Genomic DNA, 19,279 nt, shown 5'->3' on the forward strand with positions numbered 1-19,279 from the left:
CGGGGGCGTCGTTCAGCGGGCGGACGGTGCTCATTCGGTAGTGAGCTTGCGACCAGGGGACGGATGGGACCGCGCTGTGCGGGGCTACGAAAGCCAGGAGAGCCATCAGGCCGAGGCCGACCATCTCTCGCGCTTCGAAGCCGAGATGGAGCGGCTGAAGAAGGAACGCGGGAAGGCCGTCCAGCACGCCGATGACCTGGGGTACCAGGTCGAGGTGCTGCGCGCCAAGCTCCACGAGGTACGCCGCAACCTGGCGTCCCGCCCCGCCTACGACGGCGCGGACATGGGGTACCAGGCGGAGCAGCTGCTCCGCAATGCCCAGATCCAGGCCGACCAGATGCGTTCGGACGCCGAGCGCGAACTGCGCGACGTCCGGGCACAGACCCAGCGCATCCTCCAGGAGCACGCCGAGCACCAGGCGCGGCTCCAGGCCGAACTGCACGCCGAGGCCGTCAACCGCCGCCAGCGCCTGGACCAGGAGCTGAGCGAGCGCCGTGCGACGGTGGAAGCCCACGTCAACGAGAACGTGGCCTGGGCCGAGCAGTTGCGCGCCCGCACCGAAGCCCAGGCCCGCCGGCTCATGGACGAGTCCCGCGTCGAGGCCGAGCAGACCCTGAACACCGCGCGCGCCGAGGCCGCCCGGGTCGCCTCCGAGGCCACCCGCCGGCTCGCCTCCGAGAACGAATCCGCCCGCGCCGAGGCCGAGTCGACGCTGCTGCGCGCCCGCAAGGAGGCCGAGCGGCTGCTGACCGCCGCCTCCGCGCAGGCCCAGGAGGCCACCGAGCACGCGGAGCGGCTGCGCTCCACCACCTCCGCCGAGGCCGAGCAGACCCGCCGCCAGACGATGGACCTGGGCCGGGTCGCCGAGCAGCGCACGCAGGAGGCCGAAGGGGCCCTGCGCGAGGCCCGCGCGGCCGCGGAGAAGCTGCTCGCGGAGGCCAAGGAGAGCGCCGCACGGCAGCTCGCCTCGGCGGAATCCGTCAACGAGCAGCGCACCCGTACGGCCAAGGAGCAGGTGGCCCGCCTGGTGGGCGAGGCCAGCAAGGAGGCCGAGACCCTCAAGGCCGAGGCCGAGCAGGCGCTCGCCGATGCCCGCGCGGAGACGGACCGGCTGCGCGCCGAGGCCGGCGAGCAGGCCCGTACCGCGGCGGCCGAGGACACGGCGGCCCAGCTGGCGAAGGCGGCCCGCACCGCCGAGGAGGTCCTGAACAAGGCCTCGGAGGACGCCCGCGCCACCACCCGGGCGGCGTCCGAGGAGGCCGAGCGGATCCGCGGCGAGGCCGAGGCGGAGGCCGAGCGGCTGCGCGCCCAGGCCGCGGCCACGGCCGACGAGCTCAAGGGCGCCGCGAAGGACGACACGGAGGAGTACCGGGCCCGTACGGTCGAGCTCCAGGAGGAGGCCCGCCGGCTGCGCGGCGAGGCCGAACAGCTGCGTGCGGAGGCCGTCGCCGAGGGCGAGCGGATCCGCGGCGAGGCCCGCCGCGAGGCGGTCCAGCAGATCGAGGAGGCGGCCCGCACCGCCGAAGAGCTGCTGGGCAAGTCGCGGGCCGACGCCGACGAGGTGCGCGCCGGAGCGAACACCGAGAGCGAGCGGGTCCGCGGCGAAGCCGTCGAGCGGGCCACCACCCTGCGCAAGCAGGCCGAGGAGACCCTGGAGCGGACCCGCGCCGAGGCCGAGCGGCTGCGCGCGGAGGCCGAGGAGCAGGCGGAGGCGGTACGGGCGGAGGCGGACGCCGCGGCGGCCGTGCGGCGCGAGGAGACCGAGCGGGCCCTGGCGGCGAAGCGGGCGGAGGCCGACGAGGAGCTCGTCCGGCTGCACACCGACGCCGAGGGACGCCTGGCGACCGCCGAGCAGACGCTGCGCGATGCCCGGGCGGCCGCGGAGAACATCCGCAAGGAGACCACCGAGGAAAGCGACCGGCTGCGCGCGGAGTCCGCGGAGCGGATCCGCACGCTGCAGGCGCAGTCGGAGGCCGAGGCCGACCAGCTGCGCACCGACGCCGCCGAGGACGCCGGCCGGGTCCGCGCGGAGGCCGAGCAGTCCGCGGTACGGCTGACCGGCGAGGCCGAGGCCGAGGCCGAGCGGCTGCGCACCGAGGCGAAGGAGACCGCGGACCGGCTGCGCGCGGAGGCCAAGGCCGCCGCCGAGCGGGTCGCGCAGGAGGCCGCAGAGGCGCTGGCCGCCGCCCAGGAGGAGGCCGCCAGGCGCCGCCGGGAGGCCGAGGAGACCCTGACGTCGGCGCGTACGGACGCGGAGAGCGAGCGGGCGCAGGCCCGGGAGGAGAGCGAGGAGCTCCTCGCCCAGGCCCGCAAGCGGTCCGAGGACGCCACGGCCGAGGCCGTCTGGCTCACCGAGGAGGCCGAGCGGCGCGCGTCCGAGGTGGTCGCGGCGGCCGAGGCCACCGCCCAGCAGGTGCGCGACGCCGTGGCCGGGCTGCACGAGCAGGCCGAGGAAGAGGTCGCGGGGCTGCGCAGCGCGGCGGAGCACTCCGCGGAGCGCACGAAGACGGAGGCCGAGGAAGAGGCCGGCCGGGTCCGCGCCGACGCGTACGCGGAGCGGGAGCGGGCCACCGAGGACGCCAACCGGATCCGCACCGAGGCGCGCACCGAGACGGACGCGGCGAAGGAGCTGGCCGCTCGCACGGTCGGCGACGCGATCGCCGAGGCGGAGCGGCTGCGCACGGAAAGCACGGCCGAGGCCGAGCAGCTGCGCACGGACACGGCGGAGTACGCGCAGCGGGTGCGCACGGAGGCCACCGACGCGCTGGCCGCCTCCGAGCGCGACGCGGCCCGTACGAAGGCCGACGCCCGGGACGACGCCAACCGGATCCGGAACGAGGCGGCGGAGTCCCTGGAGGCCGCTCGCGCCGAGGGCGGCAGGATCGTCGCGGAGGCCACGGCCGAGGCCGAGCGCCGCACCGAGGAGACCCGCGCGGCCAACGAGGCCGCGGTCGGCGAGGCCCAGGCGGAGGCGGCGCGGCTCACGGCCGAGGCCGAGGCCGCCGCGGAGGCGACCCGTACCGAGGCCGCGGGCACGCTGGACGAGGCCCGTTCCGAGGCGAACCGGCTGCGCACGGAGGCGGCCGAGCAGGCGGACCGCCTGATCGCCGAGGCCACCACGGAGGCGGAGCGGCTCACCGAGGAGACCCGCGCGGCCAATGCGCTGACGGTCGGTGAGGCCGAGGCCGCGGCCGCGGCGCTGCGGTCCGAGGCGGCCGCCGCCCTGGACGCGGCGAAGGCCAAGGCCGAGCAGCTCACGGCGCAGGCCGCGCAGACGCTGGCCGGGGCCGAGCGGGACGCGACGGGGATCCTCGTCGACGCGCGCAACGAGGGCGACCGGCTCGTCGAGGAGACGCGGACGGCCAACGAGGCCACCGTCGGCGAGGCCGCGGCGGAGGCCGACCGGCTGCGCGCCGAGGCGGCGCGCACCCTGGACGAGGCCCGCGCGGAGGGCGGCCGGATCATCGGCGAGGCCACCGCGGAGGCGGACCGGGTCACGGTCGCGGCCAACGAGACCCTGGCGGGCGCCGAGCGGGAGTCCGAGCGGACCCTGGACGAGGCGCGCGCCGAGGCGGGCCGGATCCGTACCGAGGCCGCCGAGCAGGCGGACCACCTGGTCGGCGAGGCGGTCGCGGAGGCGGACCGGCTCACCGAGCAGACCCGCAAGGACACCGAGCGCACGGTCGGCGAGGCGGCGAACGAGGCCGAGCGGCTGCGTGCCGAGGCCTCCGAGGCGCTGTCCTCGGCGCAGGAGCACGCGACCCGTACCCGGTCCGAGGCCGAGCGGGTCAAGGCCGAGGCCGCCACCGAGGCGGAGCGGATCCGCGGCGAGGCGCGCACCGAAGCGGAGCGGGTGCTGGACGAGGCCCGCGAAGAGGCCAACAAGCGCCGCAGCGAGGCCGCGACGCAGGTCGACCGGCTCATCACGGAGGCCTCCGCGGAGGCCGAGAAGCTCACCGGGGACGCGCAGAAGCAGGCCCTGGCCGCCACGACGGCGGCCGAGGAGCAGGCGGACGCGATGGTCGACGCGGCGCGCAAGGAAGCCGCGCGGATCTCCTCGGAGGCGACCGTGGAGGGCAACTCCCTGGTGGAGAAGGCCCGTACGGACGCCGACGAGCTGCTGGTCGGGGCGCGCAGCGACGCGTCGGCCATAAGGGAGCGGGCGGAGGAGCTGCGCGGCCGCGTCGAGGCGGAGGTCGAGGAGCTGCACGAGCGGGCCCGCCGGGAGTCGGCCGAGCAGATGAAGTCGGCCGGCGAGCGCGTGGACAAGCTGGTGCGGGCGGCGACCGAGCAGAGCATCGAGGCCGATGCGAAGGCCAAGGAGCTGGTGTCGGACGCGAGCAGCGAGGCGAGCAAGGTCCGCATCGCCGCGGTGCGCAAGGCGGAGGCGCTGCTCAAGGAGGCCGAGCAGAAGAAGGCCGAGCTGGTCCGGGCCGCCGAGGGTGCTCTCGCGGAGGCGAAGGCCGAGGCGGAGCGGCTCGTCGAGGAGGGCCGGCGCGAGCTGGAGGTCCTCGTGCGCAGGCGCGAGGACATTCAGGCGGAGATCTCCCGTGTCCAGGACGTTCTTGAGGCGTTGGAATCATTCGAGGCGCCTTCGGGCGGCGGAAAGCCCGGGGTCGGCGGCCAGGGCGCGGGGGGCGTGAAGGCCGGTGCGACAGCGGGTTCCACTCGATCGGGTGGCAAGACGTCAGAGGGCTAGTCAGCGCACTCGACTCTGTGCTCCTGATGGAGGTTCAGGCGAACGAGTGACAAGCATTCTGTCGCCTTGCCACTCAAAAGGGGTGTCATTGTCCAGATCAAACGCGGATTGACTCGATGACACGCCGTCCTGGCGCCTAGGATTCCCCTTAACACCTAACACCCCGCGTAGCACCTCATCGGTCTCATTCGACAGGAACCCCATGAGCGACACATCCTCCCCCTTCGGCTTCGAGCTCGTGCGGCGTGGTTACGACCGCGGTCAGGTGGACGACCGCATCACCAAGCTGGTCTCCGACCGTGACAGCGCCCTCGGACGTATCAACTCTCTGGAAAAGCGGATCGAGGAGTTGCACCTCGAGACGCAGAACGCCCAGGCTCAGGTGAACGACGCCGAGCCGTCGTACGCCGGTCTCGGCGCCCGGGTCGAGAAGATCCTGCGCCTGGCCGAGGAGGAGGCGAAGGACCTCCGTGAGGAGGCCCGTCGCGCGGCCGAGCAGCACCGCGAGCTCGCCGAGTCGGCCGCCCAGCAGGTGCGCAACGACGCCGAGTCGTTCGCCGCCGACCGGAAGTCGACCGCCGAGGACGAGGGTGTCCGGATCGTCGAGAAGGCCAAGGGCGACGCCGCTTCGCTGCGCACCGAGGCCCAGAAGGACGCGGCCTCCAAGCGCGAGGAGGCCGACGCGCTCTTCGAGGAGACCCGCGCCAAGGCCGCCCAGGCCGCCGCGGACTTCGAGACCAACCTGGCCAAGCGCCGCGAGCAGTCCGAGCGCGACCTGGCCGGCCGTCAGGCCAAGGCCGAGAAGCGTCTCGCGGAGATCGAGCACCGCGCGGAGCAGCTGCGCCTGGAGGCCGAGAAGCTCCGTACGGACGCCGAGCGTCGCGCCCGCCAGACCGTGGAGACCGCGCAGCGCCAGGCCGAGGACATCGTGGCCGACGCCAACGCCAAGGCCGACCGGATCCGCAGCGAGTCCGAGCGCGAGCTGGCGGCGCTCACCAACCGCCGCGACTCGATCAACGCGCAGCTCACCAACGTCCGCGAGATGCTGGCGACGCTGACGGGTGCCGCGGTCGCCGCCGCGTCCGCGCCGATCGACGACGAGCCGGTCACGCGCGGCGTTCCGGCGCAGCAGAGCCGCTAGTCGTCGGAGGTTTCCGGCACCACTCCGCGGAAGCCAACAATCCGCTTCGACACCGAGGGCCCTTCGTCACCCGTGAGAGGTGGCGTGGGGCCCTCTGGCGTTCTAGCGTGGCGGAATGATCGAGCTTGAGGGCCTTACGAAACGATTCGGCGCGAAGACCGCCGTGGACAACCTCAGCTTCCAGGTCAGACCGGGGGTGGTCACCGGCTTCCTCGGCCCCAACGGGGCGGGCAAGTCAACGACCATGCGCATGATGCTCGACCTCGACAATCCGACCAGCGGTACGGTCCGGATCGACGGGAAGCACTACCGGGACCTGCCGGAGCCGCTGAAGTACATCGGGGCACTGCTGGACGCGAAGTCGATGAACGGCGGCCGCAGCGCGTACAACAACCTGCTCTGCCTCGCCCAGGCCAACCGGATCCCGCCCAGCCGGGTCTCCTACGTGCTGGACCTGGTCGGCCTCACGGCCGTGGCGAAGAAGAAGTCGAAAGGATTCTCGCTGGGCATGGGCCAGCGGCTCGGAATCGCCGCCGCACTGCTCGGCGACCCGGAGATCCTGATGTTCGACGAACCCGTCAATGGTCTGGACCCGGAGGGAATTCTCTGGATCCGCAATCTGATGAAGGGGCTCGCGGCGGAGGGAAGGACGATCTTCGTTTCTTCCCATCTGATGAGCGAAATGGCGCTGACCGCAGAGCATTTGGTCGTCATCGGACAGGGAAAGCTGCTGGCCGACCTGTCCATGGCCGATTTCATCCAGCAGAACTCCCGCAGTTACGTGCGCGTCCGCACGCCGCAGCAAGAACGGCTGAAGGACGTCCTCCACGAAGCCGGCATCGACGCGATCAGCGTCCCGGCCACCGGCGCACTGGAGATCGACGGCGTGGAGTCGGACCGGCTCGGCGAGCTCGCCGCCCAGCACCAGATCGTGCTGCACGAACTCAGCCCGCAGCGGGCTTCACTGGAGGAAGCGTTCATGCGCATGACGGCGGACTCCGTCGAGTACCACGCCCACGCACCGGGGGCGGCCGGCCTCCCGGCCGGACCCGGCACGGCCGCGGACAACCCGGCCCGGCCCGCCGACGTACCCGCGTGGGGCGCCGGCTTCGAAGCTCAGCGCAAGGGCGGTAAGTGACCATGTCCGCCTTCCCCGCCGTTCTTCAGTCCGAGTGGACCAAGATCCGCTCGGTCGCCTCGACCGTCTGGACCCTGGCCTCCGCCGCCATCGTCACGGTCGGCATCAGCTCCCTGCTCTGCGTGTTCATCAACTCCTCCTTCAAGGACATGCCCCCGCAGGAGCAGGCCACCTTCGACCCGACGCTCGCCAGCTTCGCCGGCATGTCCCTCGGCCAGCTCGCGATGATCGTGTTCGGAGTGCTGGTCGTGGGCACCGAGTACAGCTCGGGCATGATCCGCACCTCGCTCGCGGCCGTCCCCGGGCGCGGCAGGTTCCTCGCCGGCAAGCTCCTCGTCGCCACCGGGCTCGCGCTGATCGTGGGCCTGATCACCAGCTTCGCGTCCTTCTTCATCGGACAGGCGATCCTGGGCGACCGCTCCATCGGCATCGACGAGCCGAACGTGCTGCGCGCCGTGTTCGGAGCCGGGCTGTACATGGCGATGCTCGCGCTGTTCTCCATGGGCGTGGCCACCATGCTGCGCAGCTCGATGCTCTCGCTCGGCATCCTGATGCCGTTCTTCCTCCTGATCTCGACCATCCTCGGGGCGGTCCCGGCGACCCGGAAGGTCGCCCAGTACTTCCCCGACCAGGCCGGTTCCAAGATCATGCAGGTGATCCCGGGAGCGATGGGCAGCGAGAAGGTGCCCTACGGCCCCTGGGGCGGTTTCGGGATCATGGCCCTGTGGGTGCTGGCGGCCGTGCTCGGCGGCTACCTCGTCCTCAAGAAGAGGGACGCCTGACGTACTACGGGAGATCCCCGGGTCGGTTCTCAGGGGTAGCTCAGGGTCGGGAACGACATGGAACCGCAAGGGACTGGATATCCTCTTAACCCTTACGCGGGCGAGAGTCGTCCCGGCCTGGCAAGGGGCAGCAAGATGATCGAGGCAGTCGGCCTGACCAAGCGCTTCGGCGCGAAGACCGCTGTCGACGACCTTTCCTTCCAGGTCAAGCCCGGTCACGTGACGGGATTCCTGGGGCCCAACGGCTCCGGGAAGTCCACCACGATGCGCATGATCGTCGGCCTGGACCGGCCCACCGCCGGCCGGGTCACGATCAACGGCCTGCCCTTCCGCGAGCTACCGAACGCCCAGCGGCACGTCGGAGCCCTGCTCGACGCCAAGGCCGTCCACGGCGGCCGCCGGGCCCGCACCCACCTGCTGTCGATCGCCCAGCTCTCCGGGATCCCCGAGAAGCGGGTGGACGAGGTCCTGGGCGTCGTGGGCCTGCAGGACGTGGCACGGCAGCGCGCCAAGGGCTTCTCGCTCGGCATGGGCCAGCGGCTCGGCATCGCGACCGCCCTGCTCGGCGACCCCCAGGTCCTGCTCTTCGACGAGCCGATCAACGGACTCGACCCCGAGGGCATCCTCTGGGTCCGCAATCTGATGCGCCGGCTCGCCTCCGAGGGCCGCACCGTCTTCGTCTCCTCCCACCTCATGAGCGAGATGGCGCTGACCGCCGACCACCTGATCGTGATCGGCCGGGGGCGGCTGCTCGCCGACATGGGCACCCAGGAGTTCATCACCCACAACTCGGCCGGATTCGCCCGGGTGCGCACGGCCGACACCGACCCGGGCGGCTGGGACACCCTCGGCTCCGTCCTCACCAAGGCGGGCGGCCGGGTCCTGCGGGAACCCGACGGGGCCCTGCGGGTGACCGGGCTGGAGCTGCCGCAGATCTCCGACCTCGCGCACGCGGCCGGCGTACGGCTGTGGGAGCTGTCGCCGCACCGGGCCTCGCTGGAGGAGGCCTACATGCGGATGACCCAGTCCTCCGTCGAGTACACCTCCACCGAGGACCCGCGCGCCGAGCTCTGGGAGCCCGAACCGCTGAGCGTCCCGAAGTGGGAGGAAGAGGCGCTGGAGGCCGCCGAGGCCCTCCAGGTCCCCGCGGCGGGCTTCTTCGCGCCCCCGCCGCCGGGCGCCGCCGGGCAGCCCTTCCTGATGCCCGCCAGTCCCGGCGAACTCACCGGCTCCACGAGCGGGACCGGGTCCGGGCACTCCCCCGACGCGGTGCACACCCCCGCGCACACCCCCGCGCAGAAGCCCGAGGACCAGAGATGACCGCCCCGACGATCGCGACCGGCGGGGAGCAGAGCCCGCCGGGATACACCTCGCCCCTGCCGGCCCGCCGACCGCACCTGGGGCACGCGTTGGCCTCGGAGTGGACCAAGCTGACCTCGGTGCGCTCCACGATGTGGACGCTCGGGGCCCTGGTGCTGCTCGTCGTCGGCATCGGCGGCGCGGTGATCCTGCAGACCTCCTCCACCGACTACGAGCAGATGCCGTTCATCGCCCCGGCCCTGTTCGGCCTGCTCGTCGGGCAGCTGGCGGTGATGGTGCTCGGGGTGCTGACCATCAGCTCCGAGCACGGCACCGGCCTGATCCGCACCACGTTCACGGCCGCCCCCGACCGGTACCGGGTGCTCACCGCGAAGTACCTCGTCTTCGCCGCCACGGCCTTTTTCGTCACGGCCGGGTCCGTCTGCCTGGTCGGGCTGACCGCGACGATCCTGCACGACGGCCGGGGCTCCGGGGCGCACTCCAGCGCCGAGTGGGCCACCGGACTCCTGGGCAGCTTCTACGTCACCCTGCTCGGCGTGCTGGCCATGGCGGTCGGGGCGCTGGTGCGGCACTCCGCCGGGGCGATCGCCGTGATGCTCGGTGTCGTCACGCTGCCGCCGGTGATAGGGGCGGTGCTCAGCATCTGGGAGGCCCTGGCCCCGGTGGGCCGGGCCCTGCTCCAGTACAACGCGCCGGTGGCGCTGATCACGTTGTTCGGCATGCCGCTGGACAGTACGGAGGCCCCGGCCGACGGGAGCCCGCTGTACCCGACGAGCCTGAGCCACCTGGTGCTGATCCTGCTGGTGACGGGCGCCGCGGTCACCGCTTCGTACGTGGTGTCCGGCCGCCGGGACGTCTGACTCAGGCGCGTCCGACTCAATACTTGGGAGCGTTGCGGGACCGCTGCACCTTGGAGGTGCGGCGGTCCTTCGCGTTCCAGCAGGCCTTGTGCCAGTGCCGGCGGTCGTCCACCCCGCCGTACTCGGGCCAGGCCACGAGGTGCGGGGTGCCCGAGGGGATCTCCTGGTCGCAGCCGGGGCAGCGGTAGCGCTTGCCCGCGGCGCTCGCGCCCGCGACGTGCCGGACCTTCCAGTCCTCGCCCTGGTACTCCTCCGTGCGCTCCAAGCCGTACCGGTCCAGACCGCCCGGGCCCGAGCCCTGGTCCGAACGATCGGCTGGATTCTCGCCGCCCCTGGGGCGGTTGTGGCGCGGTGACACGTATACCTCACGGATGGGCGGACGGCAGTGACTTTCTCCCAGACTACGCGCAGCGAGCCCGGGTACCCGCAGGGTGGCCGAAGGACGACCGTAGTACCGATCAACCGGTTGGCGTGACTGACCCGACAATCCCAATAACTTTCCGTTCAGGCCGTGCCTTTGGCACGTGTCAGACGTTGTTGCCGGTGAAGAAACCGGTCCGCCTGGGGGAGGCCGCGTCAGCCGCGAGGAGGCTAAAGGCGATGCGCGTAGGAGCATTTGTACTGGCGGCCCAGTTCCCGGGACAGGGACAGGGCGAGGCACTGCACCGGGCGGTGCGGACCGCCGAGGTGGCCGAGGAGGCCGGACTCGACTCGGTCTGGCTCGCCGAACACCACTTCGTCCCGTACGGGGTCTGCCCGTCCGCGGTGACCCTGGCGGCCCTCATGCTGGGCCGCACCCGGCGGCTGCGCGTAGGCACCGCGGTGAGCGTGCTGCCGAACACCCACCCGGTGGCCCTGGGCGAACAGGCGGCCCTGCTGCACCTGACCTCGGAGGGGCGGTTCACCCTCGGGGTGGGCCGGGGCGGTCCCTGGGTGGACCTGGAGGTCTTCGGCGGCGGGCTCGACGCGTACGAGAACCGCTTCCCGGAGGACCTGGACCTGCTGCGCCGCTGGCTGGCCGAGCCGCGCGTGGGGGCGCCCGCGGCAACGGCCGGCGGCCGGGAGGGCTTCCGCGAAGTGGCCGTCGTACCGCGTGCGTCGGAGTCGCTGGACGGGGACGGGACAGGGCCGGAACTGATCGTCGCCTGCACCTCCCCCGGCTCGGTACGGCTTGCCGCGGAGCGCGGACTGCCGATGCTGCTGGGCATGCACTGCGGGGACGAGGACAAGGCCGCCATGGTCGAGCTGTGGCGGCGCACGGCGCGCGCCGCGGGACGCTCGCCCGAGGCGGCCCACGTGTCGGCCGGGGTCTGCCAGCTGGCGGACCGGACGGCGGACGCCCGCGAAACGCTGCTGAAGGCGATGCCGGGCTGGCTCAAGCAGGGCCTGGACGCGCACGTCACGGTGGACGGACGGCAGCGGGCGATGCGGGACCCGGTCGCGTACACCGAGCTGCTGTGCGATCTGCATCCCGTGGGCACGCCGGAGCTGGCGGCCGACCGGCTCGCGGCCACGTCGGAACGTACGGGCATCACGCGGTTCGCCCTGCTGACGGAAGGATCGGGCGATCTCGCCTCGACCGAGGAGAACCTCCGGCGCCTCGGCGCCGAGGTGCTGCCCCGGCTCGGCTGAGACCAGGGCTGCCGCTCCGTTGGCACCGGAGCGGCAGCGAGGTACCGGTCGTGCGGCGATACGGTCGTACGGCGGTGCGGACTGCTGTCGTGCGGAGGTGCTGTCGTGCTGGTCGTGCCGAGGTGCTGGTCGTGCGACGTGCTGTCGTGCGGAACTTCCTGCTAACAGTCGCGCATTTCGGGCGACTGGTTGAGCAGCTGACCACGGATCGAAGTGAACTTGGCCAGCCGGTCGTCCACCGAGGAGTCCAGCGGGAACACCGCAACCCGGTGGCAGTTCTGGAATGCCAGGCGCACTCCGAAGTGGCGTTGCAGCGCACCCCGTATCGCGTCACTCGCAAGGGCACGCAGCAGCTGGCCACGCGCCTGCTCGTCCGGCGGCGGCGTCTGGTTGTCGGCGAACTGTCCGCCGTCCACCTTGAGCTGGGCCACCAACGAGCTGATCATCTCCCATGCGTAGGGCAGGGAGGTCCGGACGCAGTCGACGAAAGCGGCTTCGTCGACCTCGCCTCGCTCGGCCTGTTCGAGTAGGGCCGGTGAGACGTCGAGCGACATGGGTTCTCCTCTCGCGACTCCGGCCGATTGGGTTGCCGGAGCCTTACGGGCAGGGAGGGAGATCGCCACGCAGTGTGCACGCGTCGCAACCTCCCGCTCACCACGGTAGGCGCCCGGTGGGTACCGCACCAGGAGAATGCGCATACAACGCGCCATCCTCGAACGGGGCTTTCGGGGGCGAATCGCGTGCAGGCCCGTCGGTCGAGTAGCGTTGCCGACCATGCGTCTCGTCATTGCCCGCTGCTCCGTCGATTACGCGGGCCGGCTCACCGCCCATCTGCCCTCGGCACCCCGTCTGATCCTCGTGAAGGCCGACGGCAGTGTCTCGATCCACGCGGACGACCGAGCGTACAAACCGCTCAACTGGATGTCCCCGCCCTGCACCCTCAAGGAGGGGAGCGGCGACGACGCCGGCGTCTGGACCGTCGTCAACAAGGCGGGCGAGAAGCTCATCATCACCATGGAGGAAGTCCTCCACGACTCCTCCCACGAGCTGGGCACCGACCCGGGTCTGATCAAGGACGGCGTCGAGGCCCACCTGCAGGAGCTGCTGGCCGACCGGATCGAGACCCTCGGCGAGGGCTACACGCTGATCCGCCGCGAGTACATGACCGCGATCGGACCGGTCGACATCCTGTGCCGGGACGCCTCCGGCGCGACAGTGGCGGTGGAGATCAAGCGCCGCGGCGAGATCGACGGCGTCGAACAGCTCACGCGCTACCTGGAGCTCCTGAACCGGGACCCGCACCTGTCGCCCGTCAAGGGCATCTTCGCGGCCCAGGAGATCAAGCCCCAGGCCCGCGTCCTGGCGAACGACCGCGGCATGGACTGCGTCGTCCTCGACTACAACGCGATGCGCGGCATCGAGGACGACAAGCTCCGCCTGTTCTAGGCACTGTCTGCGCGGGGCGGGGCGGGGCGGGGCGGGGCGGCGGCGATCGCTGCCCCGCCCCGCCCCGTTCTGCGCGAACGGGCCCGTCAGGGCGCCTGGTTCCCCGTCTCGCCCGTCTCCGCCACGGGAGGCTTCGGCTCATCGGTCGGCGCCGTGTGCGTAGGGCTCGGCGACACGGTCGCGGACGGGCTCGGGGAAGCCGGCGGGCTGCTCACCGGCGGGGGCGAGCTCGACGCCGGCGGCGAGGCCGGGCTGCTCACCGGCGGAGTCGGCGTCGGCGTCGTCGACGGCTTGCCCGAGGGCGTCTTCTTCGGCGACGGGGTCGTACCCGGTGCCTGTGCGGTGGGGGACGAGACCCCCGGCTCCGGCGAGGGATCGCCACTGCTCGGACCCGGGGTGCTCGGCTGCGGCTGCGTCTCCTCCGAGGTCGGTGTCGTGGAGACCGCGGGCGCCTGCGCCGGCGGCTCCTCGTCGGTGTCCATCGCCAGGGCGACCACCGTGCCCAGCACCACGGCGGTCACCGCCCCGGCCGCGGCCAGCAGCAGCGGCTTGCGGCTGGGCTTCGACTTCGGCGCGGGCGTCGCCTTGGGCGCCGGGGCCGGCTCGGGGCTGAGGGGGAAGGCGTCCTCGAACGCCTCGGCCAGGGTGGCGGGCGCGACGGAGCCCGGCGGCGCCACCGCGGGCACGACCGTCGTGAAGGCCTCCGGAGCGCGCGTCGCCGCACGCTCGGGTACCGGGGCGGCCCCGGGTCCCGCCCCGGGCAGGGCGGCGAGGGCCTTCGACAGCGTCGCCGGAGTCACAGGAGCAGCGGGCGCCACCGGAGCCCCGGGCACGGCAGGCGCCCCGGGAGCCGACGACGTCCCGGCAGCGCCAGCAGCGCCAGCAGCGCCAGCAGCGCCAGCAGCGCCAGCAGCGCCAGCAGCCAACGGAGTCCCTGTCGCACCGGGAACGCCCGGAACCCGGGGAACTTCAGGAAGCGGCGAAGCCCCCGCAGGCCCGACGACCCCGGCCGCCCCTCCAGGAACTCCAGGAACGAACGGAGCCCCCGCAGGCCCGGTCACCGCGGGGAACGGCGTAGTACCGGCAGCCCCGGGAAGCCCCGGAGCAGCAGGAGCCCCAGCAGGCCCGGTCACCGCAGGGAACGGCGTAGTACCGGCAGCCCCGGGGAGCCCCGGAGGGGCGGGAACCCCGGGCAGTCCGGGAACCTCGGCAAGCCCGGCGAGACCCGGAGGCAGCGGAGCCCCCGCAGTCCCGGGGACCGGCGGAAGACCCGGAACACCGGGAACCGGCGGGACGCCGGAGGCACCCGCACCCCCCAGTGCCCCCGAAACCGGCGGAACAGCCGCGGCACCCGGGATGCCCGCGACACCCGCGCCCCCCGGTGCCCCCGCACCATCCGGCGTCCCAGGAACCGCCGGCACGCCCGCCGCGCCCGGCCGGCCGGGCCCGGCCGCCCTCGGCGCTCCCCCGGCGGCAGCCGCGGACGCGGCCGGCGGGGCCAATCGCAGGGGCGGCGATATCTGGGTCTCCGCCGCCTCCCGGTCGGTGACGAGGGCCAGGGCCCGCCGTCCCGCCACGGTCCCCCGCTTGTCGGCCAGCGCGCCGCGCAGCCCGATCGAGGCCTCCAGCTCGGCCCGCGCCCGGTCGAGCCGGCCTTCGCACAGGGCCAGTACGCCCAGCTCGTGGTGGAAGTACGCCTGCTCCGCGACCTCGCCGGCCTTCCGCGCAGCCTCCGCGCCCGCGCGCAGCACCCGCTCCCAGGCCTCCCAGTGCAGCGAGGCCGCGAACGCCGGGGCAGCCGTGCGCGCCAGCAGTACCGCGGCCACCACATCGGCCCCGGCCAGCGCCGCGAGCACCGCGTCCGCCTCGGAGGCGACCCGTTCCGGGCTGACCGAGGTGTGCCCGGTCCACCAGGCGTAGTGCCGGGCGGCCGTACGGGCTTCCTCGGCCGCGGTGTCCCCGTAGCCGGTCTCCTCCAGCTGTCGCACGACCCCCGCGGCCAGCTGGTAGCGCGTCCCGACGGGGCTCAGCAGCCCGCAGTCGAGGAGCTCCGCGACGGCCGTGTCGGCGTGCGTGTCGCCGACCAGCGCGGGCAGGTGTGCGTGGTGCGGCAGCTCCCCGCCGAGCGCGCAGGCGATCCGCAGCGCGGCCCGCGCCGACTCGCTGACCCGCGAGGCGAGCAGTTCCGCCGGGGCGGCGGCCTCGGCCAGCGTCGGCAGCGGCACGAACACGGTGTCGCGCGGCTTCTCGTCGAAGACGCCGGGCTCCTCGTCCTCGTCGGCAGGCTCCGTGCGGTTGAGTTCGTCGCGCTGTCGCAGCAAGGCGGCCGCCTGGACGAAGCGCAGCGGCAGCCCCTCGGAGGCGAAGCTCAGGTCCCCCGCCCAGGCCGTTTCCTCGTCGGTCAGCGCCCGTCCGGTGCCCGCTTCGAGCAGGGCCACGCAGTCGGCGCGGGACAGCCCGCCGAGGAAGACCTCTTCGAGGTGCGAGTCGTCGGAGGGGGCCCGGGTGTCGGGGGTGGCGGCCAGCAGGTACGCGCACTCCGGCGTGGCCCGCAGCAGTTCGTCGAGGGCGGTGCCGCCCATCTCGAGGTCGTCGACGAGGACGACGGCGCCTATCTCCGCAACCCGGGCGAGGAGGACGGCCCGGTCGGGGCGTTCGGCCGAAGCCTCGTACACGGTGGCGTACAGCGCCTGGAGCAGCTCGCCGGGCTGCTGGTGTCCCTGCGCGCAGAGCCGTACGACCCCGTCGGGGGCGAGGTCCGCGCAGGCCTCGGCGACCGCGTCGAGCAGCGCCGTGCGCCCGGATCCGGAGGGCCCGGTCAGCCGTACGGAGCGGCCGCGCGCGAGGAGGCGTACGAGGCGGTCGCGCTCCTCCTCGCGGCCCAGCAGGGACCGCGCACCGGCCGGGGCGCCCGGTGGTACGGGGGGCCGTGCGGCGGCCGCCGCGGAGGCGCGGGCGGCGGGGGTGCGCTTGACCGGGGTGGGGGCGGGCTCGCCGCCGGGGCGGTGCGTCCGGACGATCTCGCTGCCGTCGACGGGGTTCACGGTGAGGGTGTAGTCCCCGGACGTGAGCGTCACCACGCGCGCCGGCGGCTCCGCCGGATCGGCCTGCCCCTGCTGCCCCTGTGTGCTGCGGTCCATGACCAAGTCCCCCGATCGCGCCGTGCGCCGTCGTCTCGCCCGGCCTTCGCACACGCCGCTGTCGCTACTGGTCCGGTTTCCGCCCGAACCCTAGACCGTGCCCGGCCGGGCGTGAACCGCAGGGGTGCCTTCACCACCGGACCGTTACGTTTGCGCAGACCCTGTAAAGCAGGCCCGGCGTCCCCGGGGAACGGGCCCTCCGCGCGTGAACCGCGTATGGGTTCACGCGCGCGGCAGGGACTCCGCTTCCAGGCCGCCCTCGATCGCGAGGATCCGGTGCAGCCGGGTGGCCACGAGCAGCCGCTGCATCTGCGGCGGGACCCCGCGCAGCACGAGCCGCCGGCCGGTCCGGCCGGCCCGGCGGTGGGCGCCCATGATCACGCCGAGACCCGTCGCGTCCCAGGAGTCGAGCCCGGTGAGGTCCAGCACGAGGTCGCCGTGACCGTCGTCCAGGGCGGTGTGCAGGACCGTACGGGCGTCCGCCGCGCTGCGCACGTCGAGGCGACCCCCGACAGCGAGTTCGGCGTGGTCGCCCCTGATGTGCATGTGTACTCCCGGCAGCGCGGTACTGATTGCTTATGGTCCGACTGGTCCGTGGTCGGCAACTCTCACTGCAACTGACTGCCTCAGGGGCAGGGAAGTTGCCGACCGTGAGCGAACCGATACCTAATTCACCCTGTGGGGTGCAGGCCTTCGAACTGGTGCTCAGTGCTTGTAGAAGCCCTGACCGCTCTTGCGGCCGATGTCGCCCGCGTCGACCATGCGGCGCATCAGCTCCGGCGGTGCGAACTTCTCGTCCTGCGATTCCGTGTAGATGTTGCTGGTGGCGTGCAGCAGGATGTCGACGCCGGTGAGGTCTGCCGTGGCCAGCGGGCCCATCGCGTGCCCGAAGCCGAGCTTGCAGGCGATGTCGATGTCCTCGGCCGATGCGACGCCCGATTCGTACAGCTTCGCGGCTTCCACGACCAGCGCGGAGATGAGACGGGTCGTCACGAAGCCGGCGACGTCGCGGTTGACGACGATGCAGGTCTTGCCGACCGACTCGGCGAACGCCCGGGTGGCGGCAAGGGTTTCGTCACTCGTCTTGTAGCCGCGCACGAGCTCGCACAGCTGCATCATCGGGACCGGCGAGAAGAAGTGCGCGCCGACGACCCGCTCCGGACGCTCCGTCACGGCCGCGATCTTGGTGATCGGGATGGCGGAGGTGTTGGAGGCGAGGATCGCGTCCTCGCGCACGAGCTTGTCGAGCGCGCGGAAGATCTCGTGCTTGACCTCGAGCTTCTCGAAGACGGCCTCGACGACGATGTCCGCGTCGGCGACGGCTTCCAGCTCGGTGGTCGTGGTGATGCGGGCGAGCGCCGCCTCGGCGTCCTCGGCCGTCAGCTTGCCCTTGGAGACGAAGCGGTCGTACGAGGCCTTGATCCCGTCGGTACCACGCGTCAGAGCGGCATCGGTGACATCGCGCAGCACGACGTCCCAACCCGCCTGAGCGGAGACCTGCGCGATTCCGGAACCCATCAGTCCGGCACCGATGACGGCAAGCTTCCCAGCCACTGCACACCCCACGTTCTTCGATAGGACACGGCCTCGAATACGGCACAGCCTCGTTCGTTCTCCGGCGGAGACTAGCGTCCGGGAGGGGCGGAGTGACCGCGAAGTAACACGCGTCACGTCTCAGATGACGGACATCACACCGGGACGGCCCAGCAGTGCGACAGGGGGCCGCAGTTGGCCCGCACTAGGGTGGCGGCATGGTGAACCTCACGCGCATCTACACCCGCACCGGCGACAAGGGCACGACCGCGCTCGGCGACATGAGCCGCACGGCCAAGACCGATCTGCGGATCTCGGCGTACGCCGACGCCAACGAGGCCAACGCGGCCATCGGAACGGCCATCGCACTCGGCTCGCTGCCCGCCGATGTCGTGAAGGTCCTGGTCCGTGTGCAGAACGACCTGTTCGACGTGGGCGCCGACCTCTGCACCCCGGTCGCCCCGGACCCGGAGTACCCGCCGCTGCGCGTCGAGCAGTTCTACGTGGACAAGCTGGAGGCCGACTGCGACCTCTTCAACGGCGAGCTGGAGAAGCTCCGCAGCTTCATCCTCCCCGGCGGCACCCCCGGCGCGGCCCTCCTGCACCAGGCGTGCACGGTGGTCCGGCGCGCCGAGCGCTCCACGTGGGCGGCCCTGGAGGTGCACGGCGAGGTCATGAACCCGCTGACGGCCACCTACCTCAACCGCCTCTCCGACCTCCTCTTCATCCTGGCCCGCACGGCCAACAAGGAGGTCGGCGACGTCCTGTGGGTCCCCGGCGGCGACCGGTAGGACCCGGACAGGTCCCGAACGGGCCCCCGACGGCCGGCCCGGGGCCCGTAGCGTCCAGGACCTAGGACCGGTCCGCGGAGGAGGCGGCGGAGAGCGCCTTCGCCGGTGCCCGCTTCGGCCACACCGTGTAGGCGACGGCGATCAGGGCGTGGATGCCGACCACCCGCAGGGCCGCGAGCTGCCATCCGCGCAGCACCGTGGTGTCGCCCGAACCGCCGACGTACCAGATCGCGGCCTGCAGCAGGCCGGCGGCGACGGCCGCCGCGAGGACGGTCCGCGCGACCAGCTTCCACTCGTGGACGGCCCGCGCCGCGCCGTAACCGGCGCCGGCCGGCTTCGGACCCCCGGCCAGCCGGTACGCGGCGTGGCCGTCGAGCCAGCGCACGGTGTAGTGCCCGTAGGCGACGGTGTAACCCAGGTACAGCGCGGCCAGCCCGTGCTTCCAGTCCGGCTCGCCGCCGCCGCGCAGGTCCACCGCGGTGGCCACCAGCAGGGCCAGCTCCAGGAGCGGCTCGCACAGCAGGACGGCCGCGCCGGTCTTCGGCATCTTCGCGAGGTAGCGCAGGGCCAGGCCGCCGGCCAGCAGGACCCAGAAGCCGACTTCACAAGCGATGATCAGGGTGACGAGCACGGGAGTCTCCGTTCCTGCGGTGGGGGATGCCTCCAGCTTCCCGCCCGATGCGCACCGTTTCCTCGTCGCCGATGACGAATACGAAGGTGGCCGCCCTGCATCCTTCGATGTACGGGACCCGCCCGAAAGGCAGCCCCGATGGCGACGCCCGGCCCCGCCGCAGCCT

At 72.8% G+C, this 19,279-nt stretch carries 14 protein-coding genes and 1 pseudogene; 9 read left to right on the forward strand and 6 right to left on the reverse strand.

Going from position 1 to position 19,279, the window contains the following annotated elements; genetic code table 11:
- Positions 1 to 76: 76 nt before the first annotated feature.
- The 6 genes from scy (at position 77) to ACE1OC_RS13280 (ending at position 9,940) form a co-directional block, all read left to right on the forward strand.
- On the forward strand, positions 77 to 4,699 hold the full coding sequence (gene scy / locus ACE1OC_RS13255) for a polarized growth protein Scy (RefSeq protein ID WP_407837188.1): 4,623 nt from the start codon (positions 77 to 79) through the stop codon (positions 4,697 to 4,699).
- A gap of 202 nt (positions 4,700 to 4,901) precedes the next feature.
- The gene (locus ACE1OC_RS13260; RefSeq protein ID WP_243336252.1) at positions 4,902 to 5,840 is read left to right on the forward strand and encodes a cellulose-binding protein; all 939 of its coding nucleotides are present in this window, start codon (positions 4,902 to 4,904) and stop codon (positions 5,838 to 5,840) included.
- Between the two features lie 115 nt (positions 5,841 to 5,955).
- On the forward strand, positions 5,956 to 6,978 hold the full coding sequence (locus tag ACE1OC_RS13265) for an ATP-binding cassette domain-containing protein (protein WP_407837189.1): 1,023 nt from the start codon (positions 5,956 to 5,958) through the stop codon (positions 6,976 to 6,978).
- A 2-nt stretch (positions 6,979 to 6,980) separates the two neighbouring features.
- Entirely contained in the window at positions 6,981 to 7,760 is a 780-nt protein-coding gene (locus ACE1OC_RS13270; protein ID WP_407837190.1) for an ABC transporter permease, read from the forward strand.
- Between the two features lie 135 nt (positions 7,761 to 7,895).
- Positions 7,896 to 9,080 carry an ABC transporter ATP-binding protein gene (locus tag ACE1OC_RS13275; RefSeq protein WP_407837191.1) on the forward strand — a complete coding sequence of 395 codons (1,185 nt, stop codon included), beginning with the start codon at positions 7,896 to 7,898 and terminating at the stop codon, positions 9,078 to 9,080.
- A complete protein-coding gene (locus ACE1OC_RS13280) occupies positions 9,077 to 9,940 on the forward strand; it encodes an ABC transporter permease (RefSeq protein WP_407837192.1) in 864 nt (287 codons plus the stop codon). Before ACE1OC_RS13275 ends, ACE1OC_RS13280 begins: the two co-directional genes overlap by 4 nt.
- A 16-nt stretch (positions 9,941 to 9,956) precedes the next feature.
- Here the strand turns inward: ACE1OC_RS13280 and ACE1OC_RS13285 are convergent, their stop codons facing one another.
- Positions 9,957 to 10,298, reverse strand: a complete 342-nt coding sequence (locus ACE1OC_RS13285) for an ATP/GTP-binding protein (protein ID WP_407837193.1) — start codon at positions 10,296 to 10,298, stop codon at positions 9,957 to 9,959.
- 242 nt (positions 10,299 to 10,540) lie between these two features.
- Between ACE1OC_RS13285 and ACE1OC_RS13290 the strand changes: the two genes are divergently transcribed.
- Positions 10,541 to 11,572 carry an LLM class flavin-dependent oxidoreductase gene (locus ACE1OC_RS13290; RefSeq protein WP_407837194.1) on the forward strand — a complete coding sequence of 344 codons (1,032 nt, stop codon included), beginning with the start codon at positions 10,541 to 10,543 and terminating at the stop codon, positions 11,570 to 11,572.
- A 161-nt stretch (positions 11,573 to 11,733) separates the two neighbouring features.
- On the opposite strand, the gene ACE1OC_RS13295 is transcribed toward ACE1OC_RS13290, so the two are convergent.
- The gene (locus ACE1OC_RS13295; protein ID WP_243336246.1) at positions 11,734 to 12,126 is read right to left on the reverse strand and encodes an SCO5389 family protein; all 393 of its coding nucleotides are present in this window, start codon (positions 12,124 to 12,126) and stop codon (positions 11,734 to 11,736) included.
- Between the two features lie 220 nt (positions 12,127 to 12,346).
- Here ACE1OC_RS13295 and nucS point away from each other — a divergent pair, with 220 nt between their 5' ends.
- On the forward strand, positions 12,347 to 13,018 hold the full coding sequence (gene nucS, locus ACE1OC_RS13300) for an endonuclease NucS (RefSeq protein ID WP_250744748.1): 672 nt from the start codon (positions 12,347 to 12,349) through the stop codon (positions 13,016 to 13,018).
- 1,313 nt (positions 13,019 to 14,331) lie between these two features.
- Here nucS and ACE1OC_RS13305 read toward each other — a convergent pair.
- The 3 genes and pseudogenes from ACE1OC_RS13305 to ACE1OC_RS13315 all read right to left on the reverse strand — a co-directional run.
- A pseudogene (locus ACE1OC_RS13305) lies at positions 14,332 to 16,158 on the reverse strand (ATP-binding protein); the annotation flags it as partial.
- A 222-nt stretch (positions 16,159 to 16,380) separates the two neighbouring features.
- The gene (locus tag ACE1OC_RS13310; protein WP_243336243.1) at positions 16,381 to 16,704 is read right to left on the reverse strand and encodes an STAS domain-containing protein; all 324 of its coding nucleotides are present in this window, start codon (positions 16,702 to 16,704) and stop codon (positions 16,381 to 16,383) included.
- Between the two features lie 159 nt (positions 16,705 to 16,863).
- Positions 16,864 to 17,712 (reverse strand): 3-hydroxyacyl-CoA dehydrogenase family protein, encoded by an 849-nt coding sequence (locus ACE1OC_RS13315; RefSeq protein WP_407837195.1) that lies wholly within the window; start codon positions 17,710 to 17,712, stop codon positions 16,864 to 16,866.
- 197 nt (positions 17,713 to 17,909) lie between these two features.
- Here ACE1OC_RS13315 and ACE1OC_RS13320 point away from each other — a divergent pair, with 197 nt between their 5' ends.
- Positions 17,910 to 18,482, forward strand: a complete 573-nt coding sequence (locus tag ACE1OC_RS13320; RefSeq protein WP_407837196.1) for a cob(I)yrinic acid a,c-diamide adenosyltransferase — start codon at positions 17,910 to 17,912, stop codon at positions 18,480 to 18,482.
- 61 nt (positions 18,483 to 18,543) lie between these two features.
- Here the strand turns inward: ACE1OC_RS13320 and ACE1OC_RS13325 are convergent, their stop codons facing one another.
- A complete protein-coding gene (locus tag ACE1OC_RS13325) occupies positions 18,544 to 19,113 on the reverse strand; it encodes a hypothetical protein (RefSeq protein ID WP_407837197.1) in 570 nt (189 codons plus the stop codon).
- Positions 19,114 to 19,279 lie beyond the last annotated feature (166 nt).

This window comes from Streptomyces stoeckheimensis, assembly GCF_045822005.1.
Taxonomy (GTDB): Bacteria; Actinomycetota; Actinomycetes; order Streptomycetales; family Streptomycetaceae; genus Streptomyces; species Streptomyces stoeckheimensis.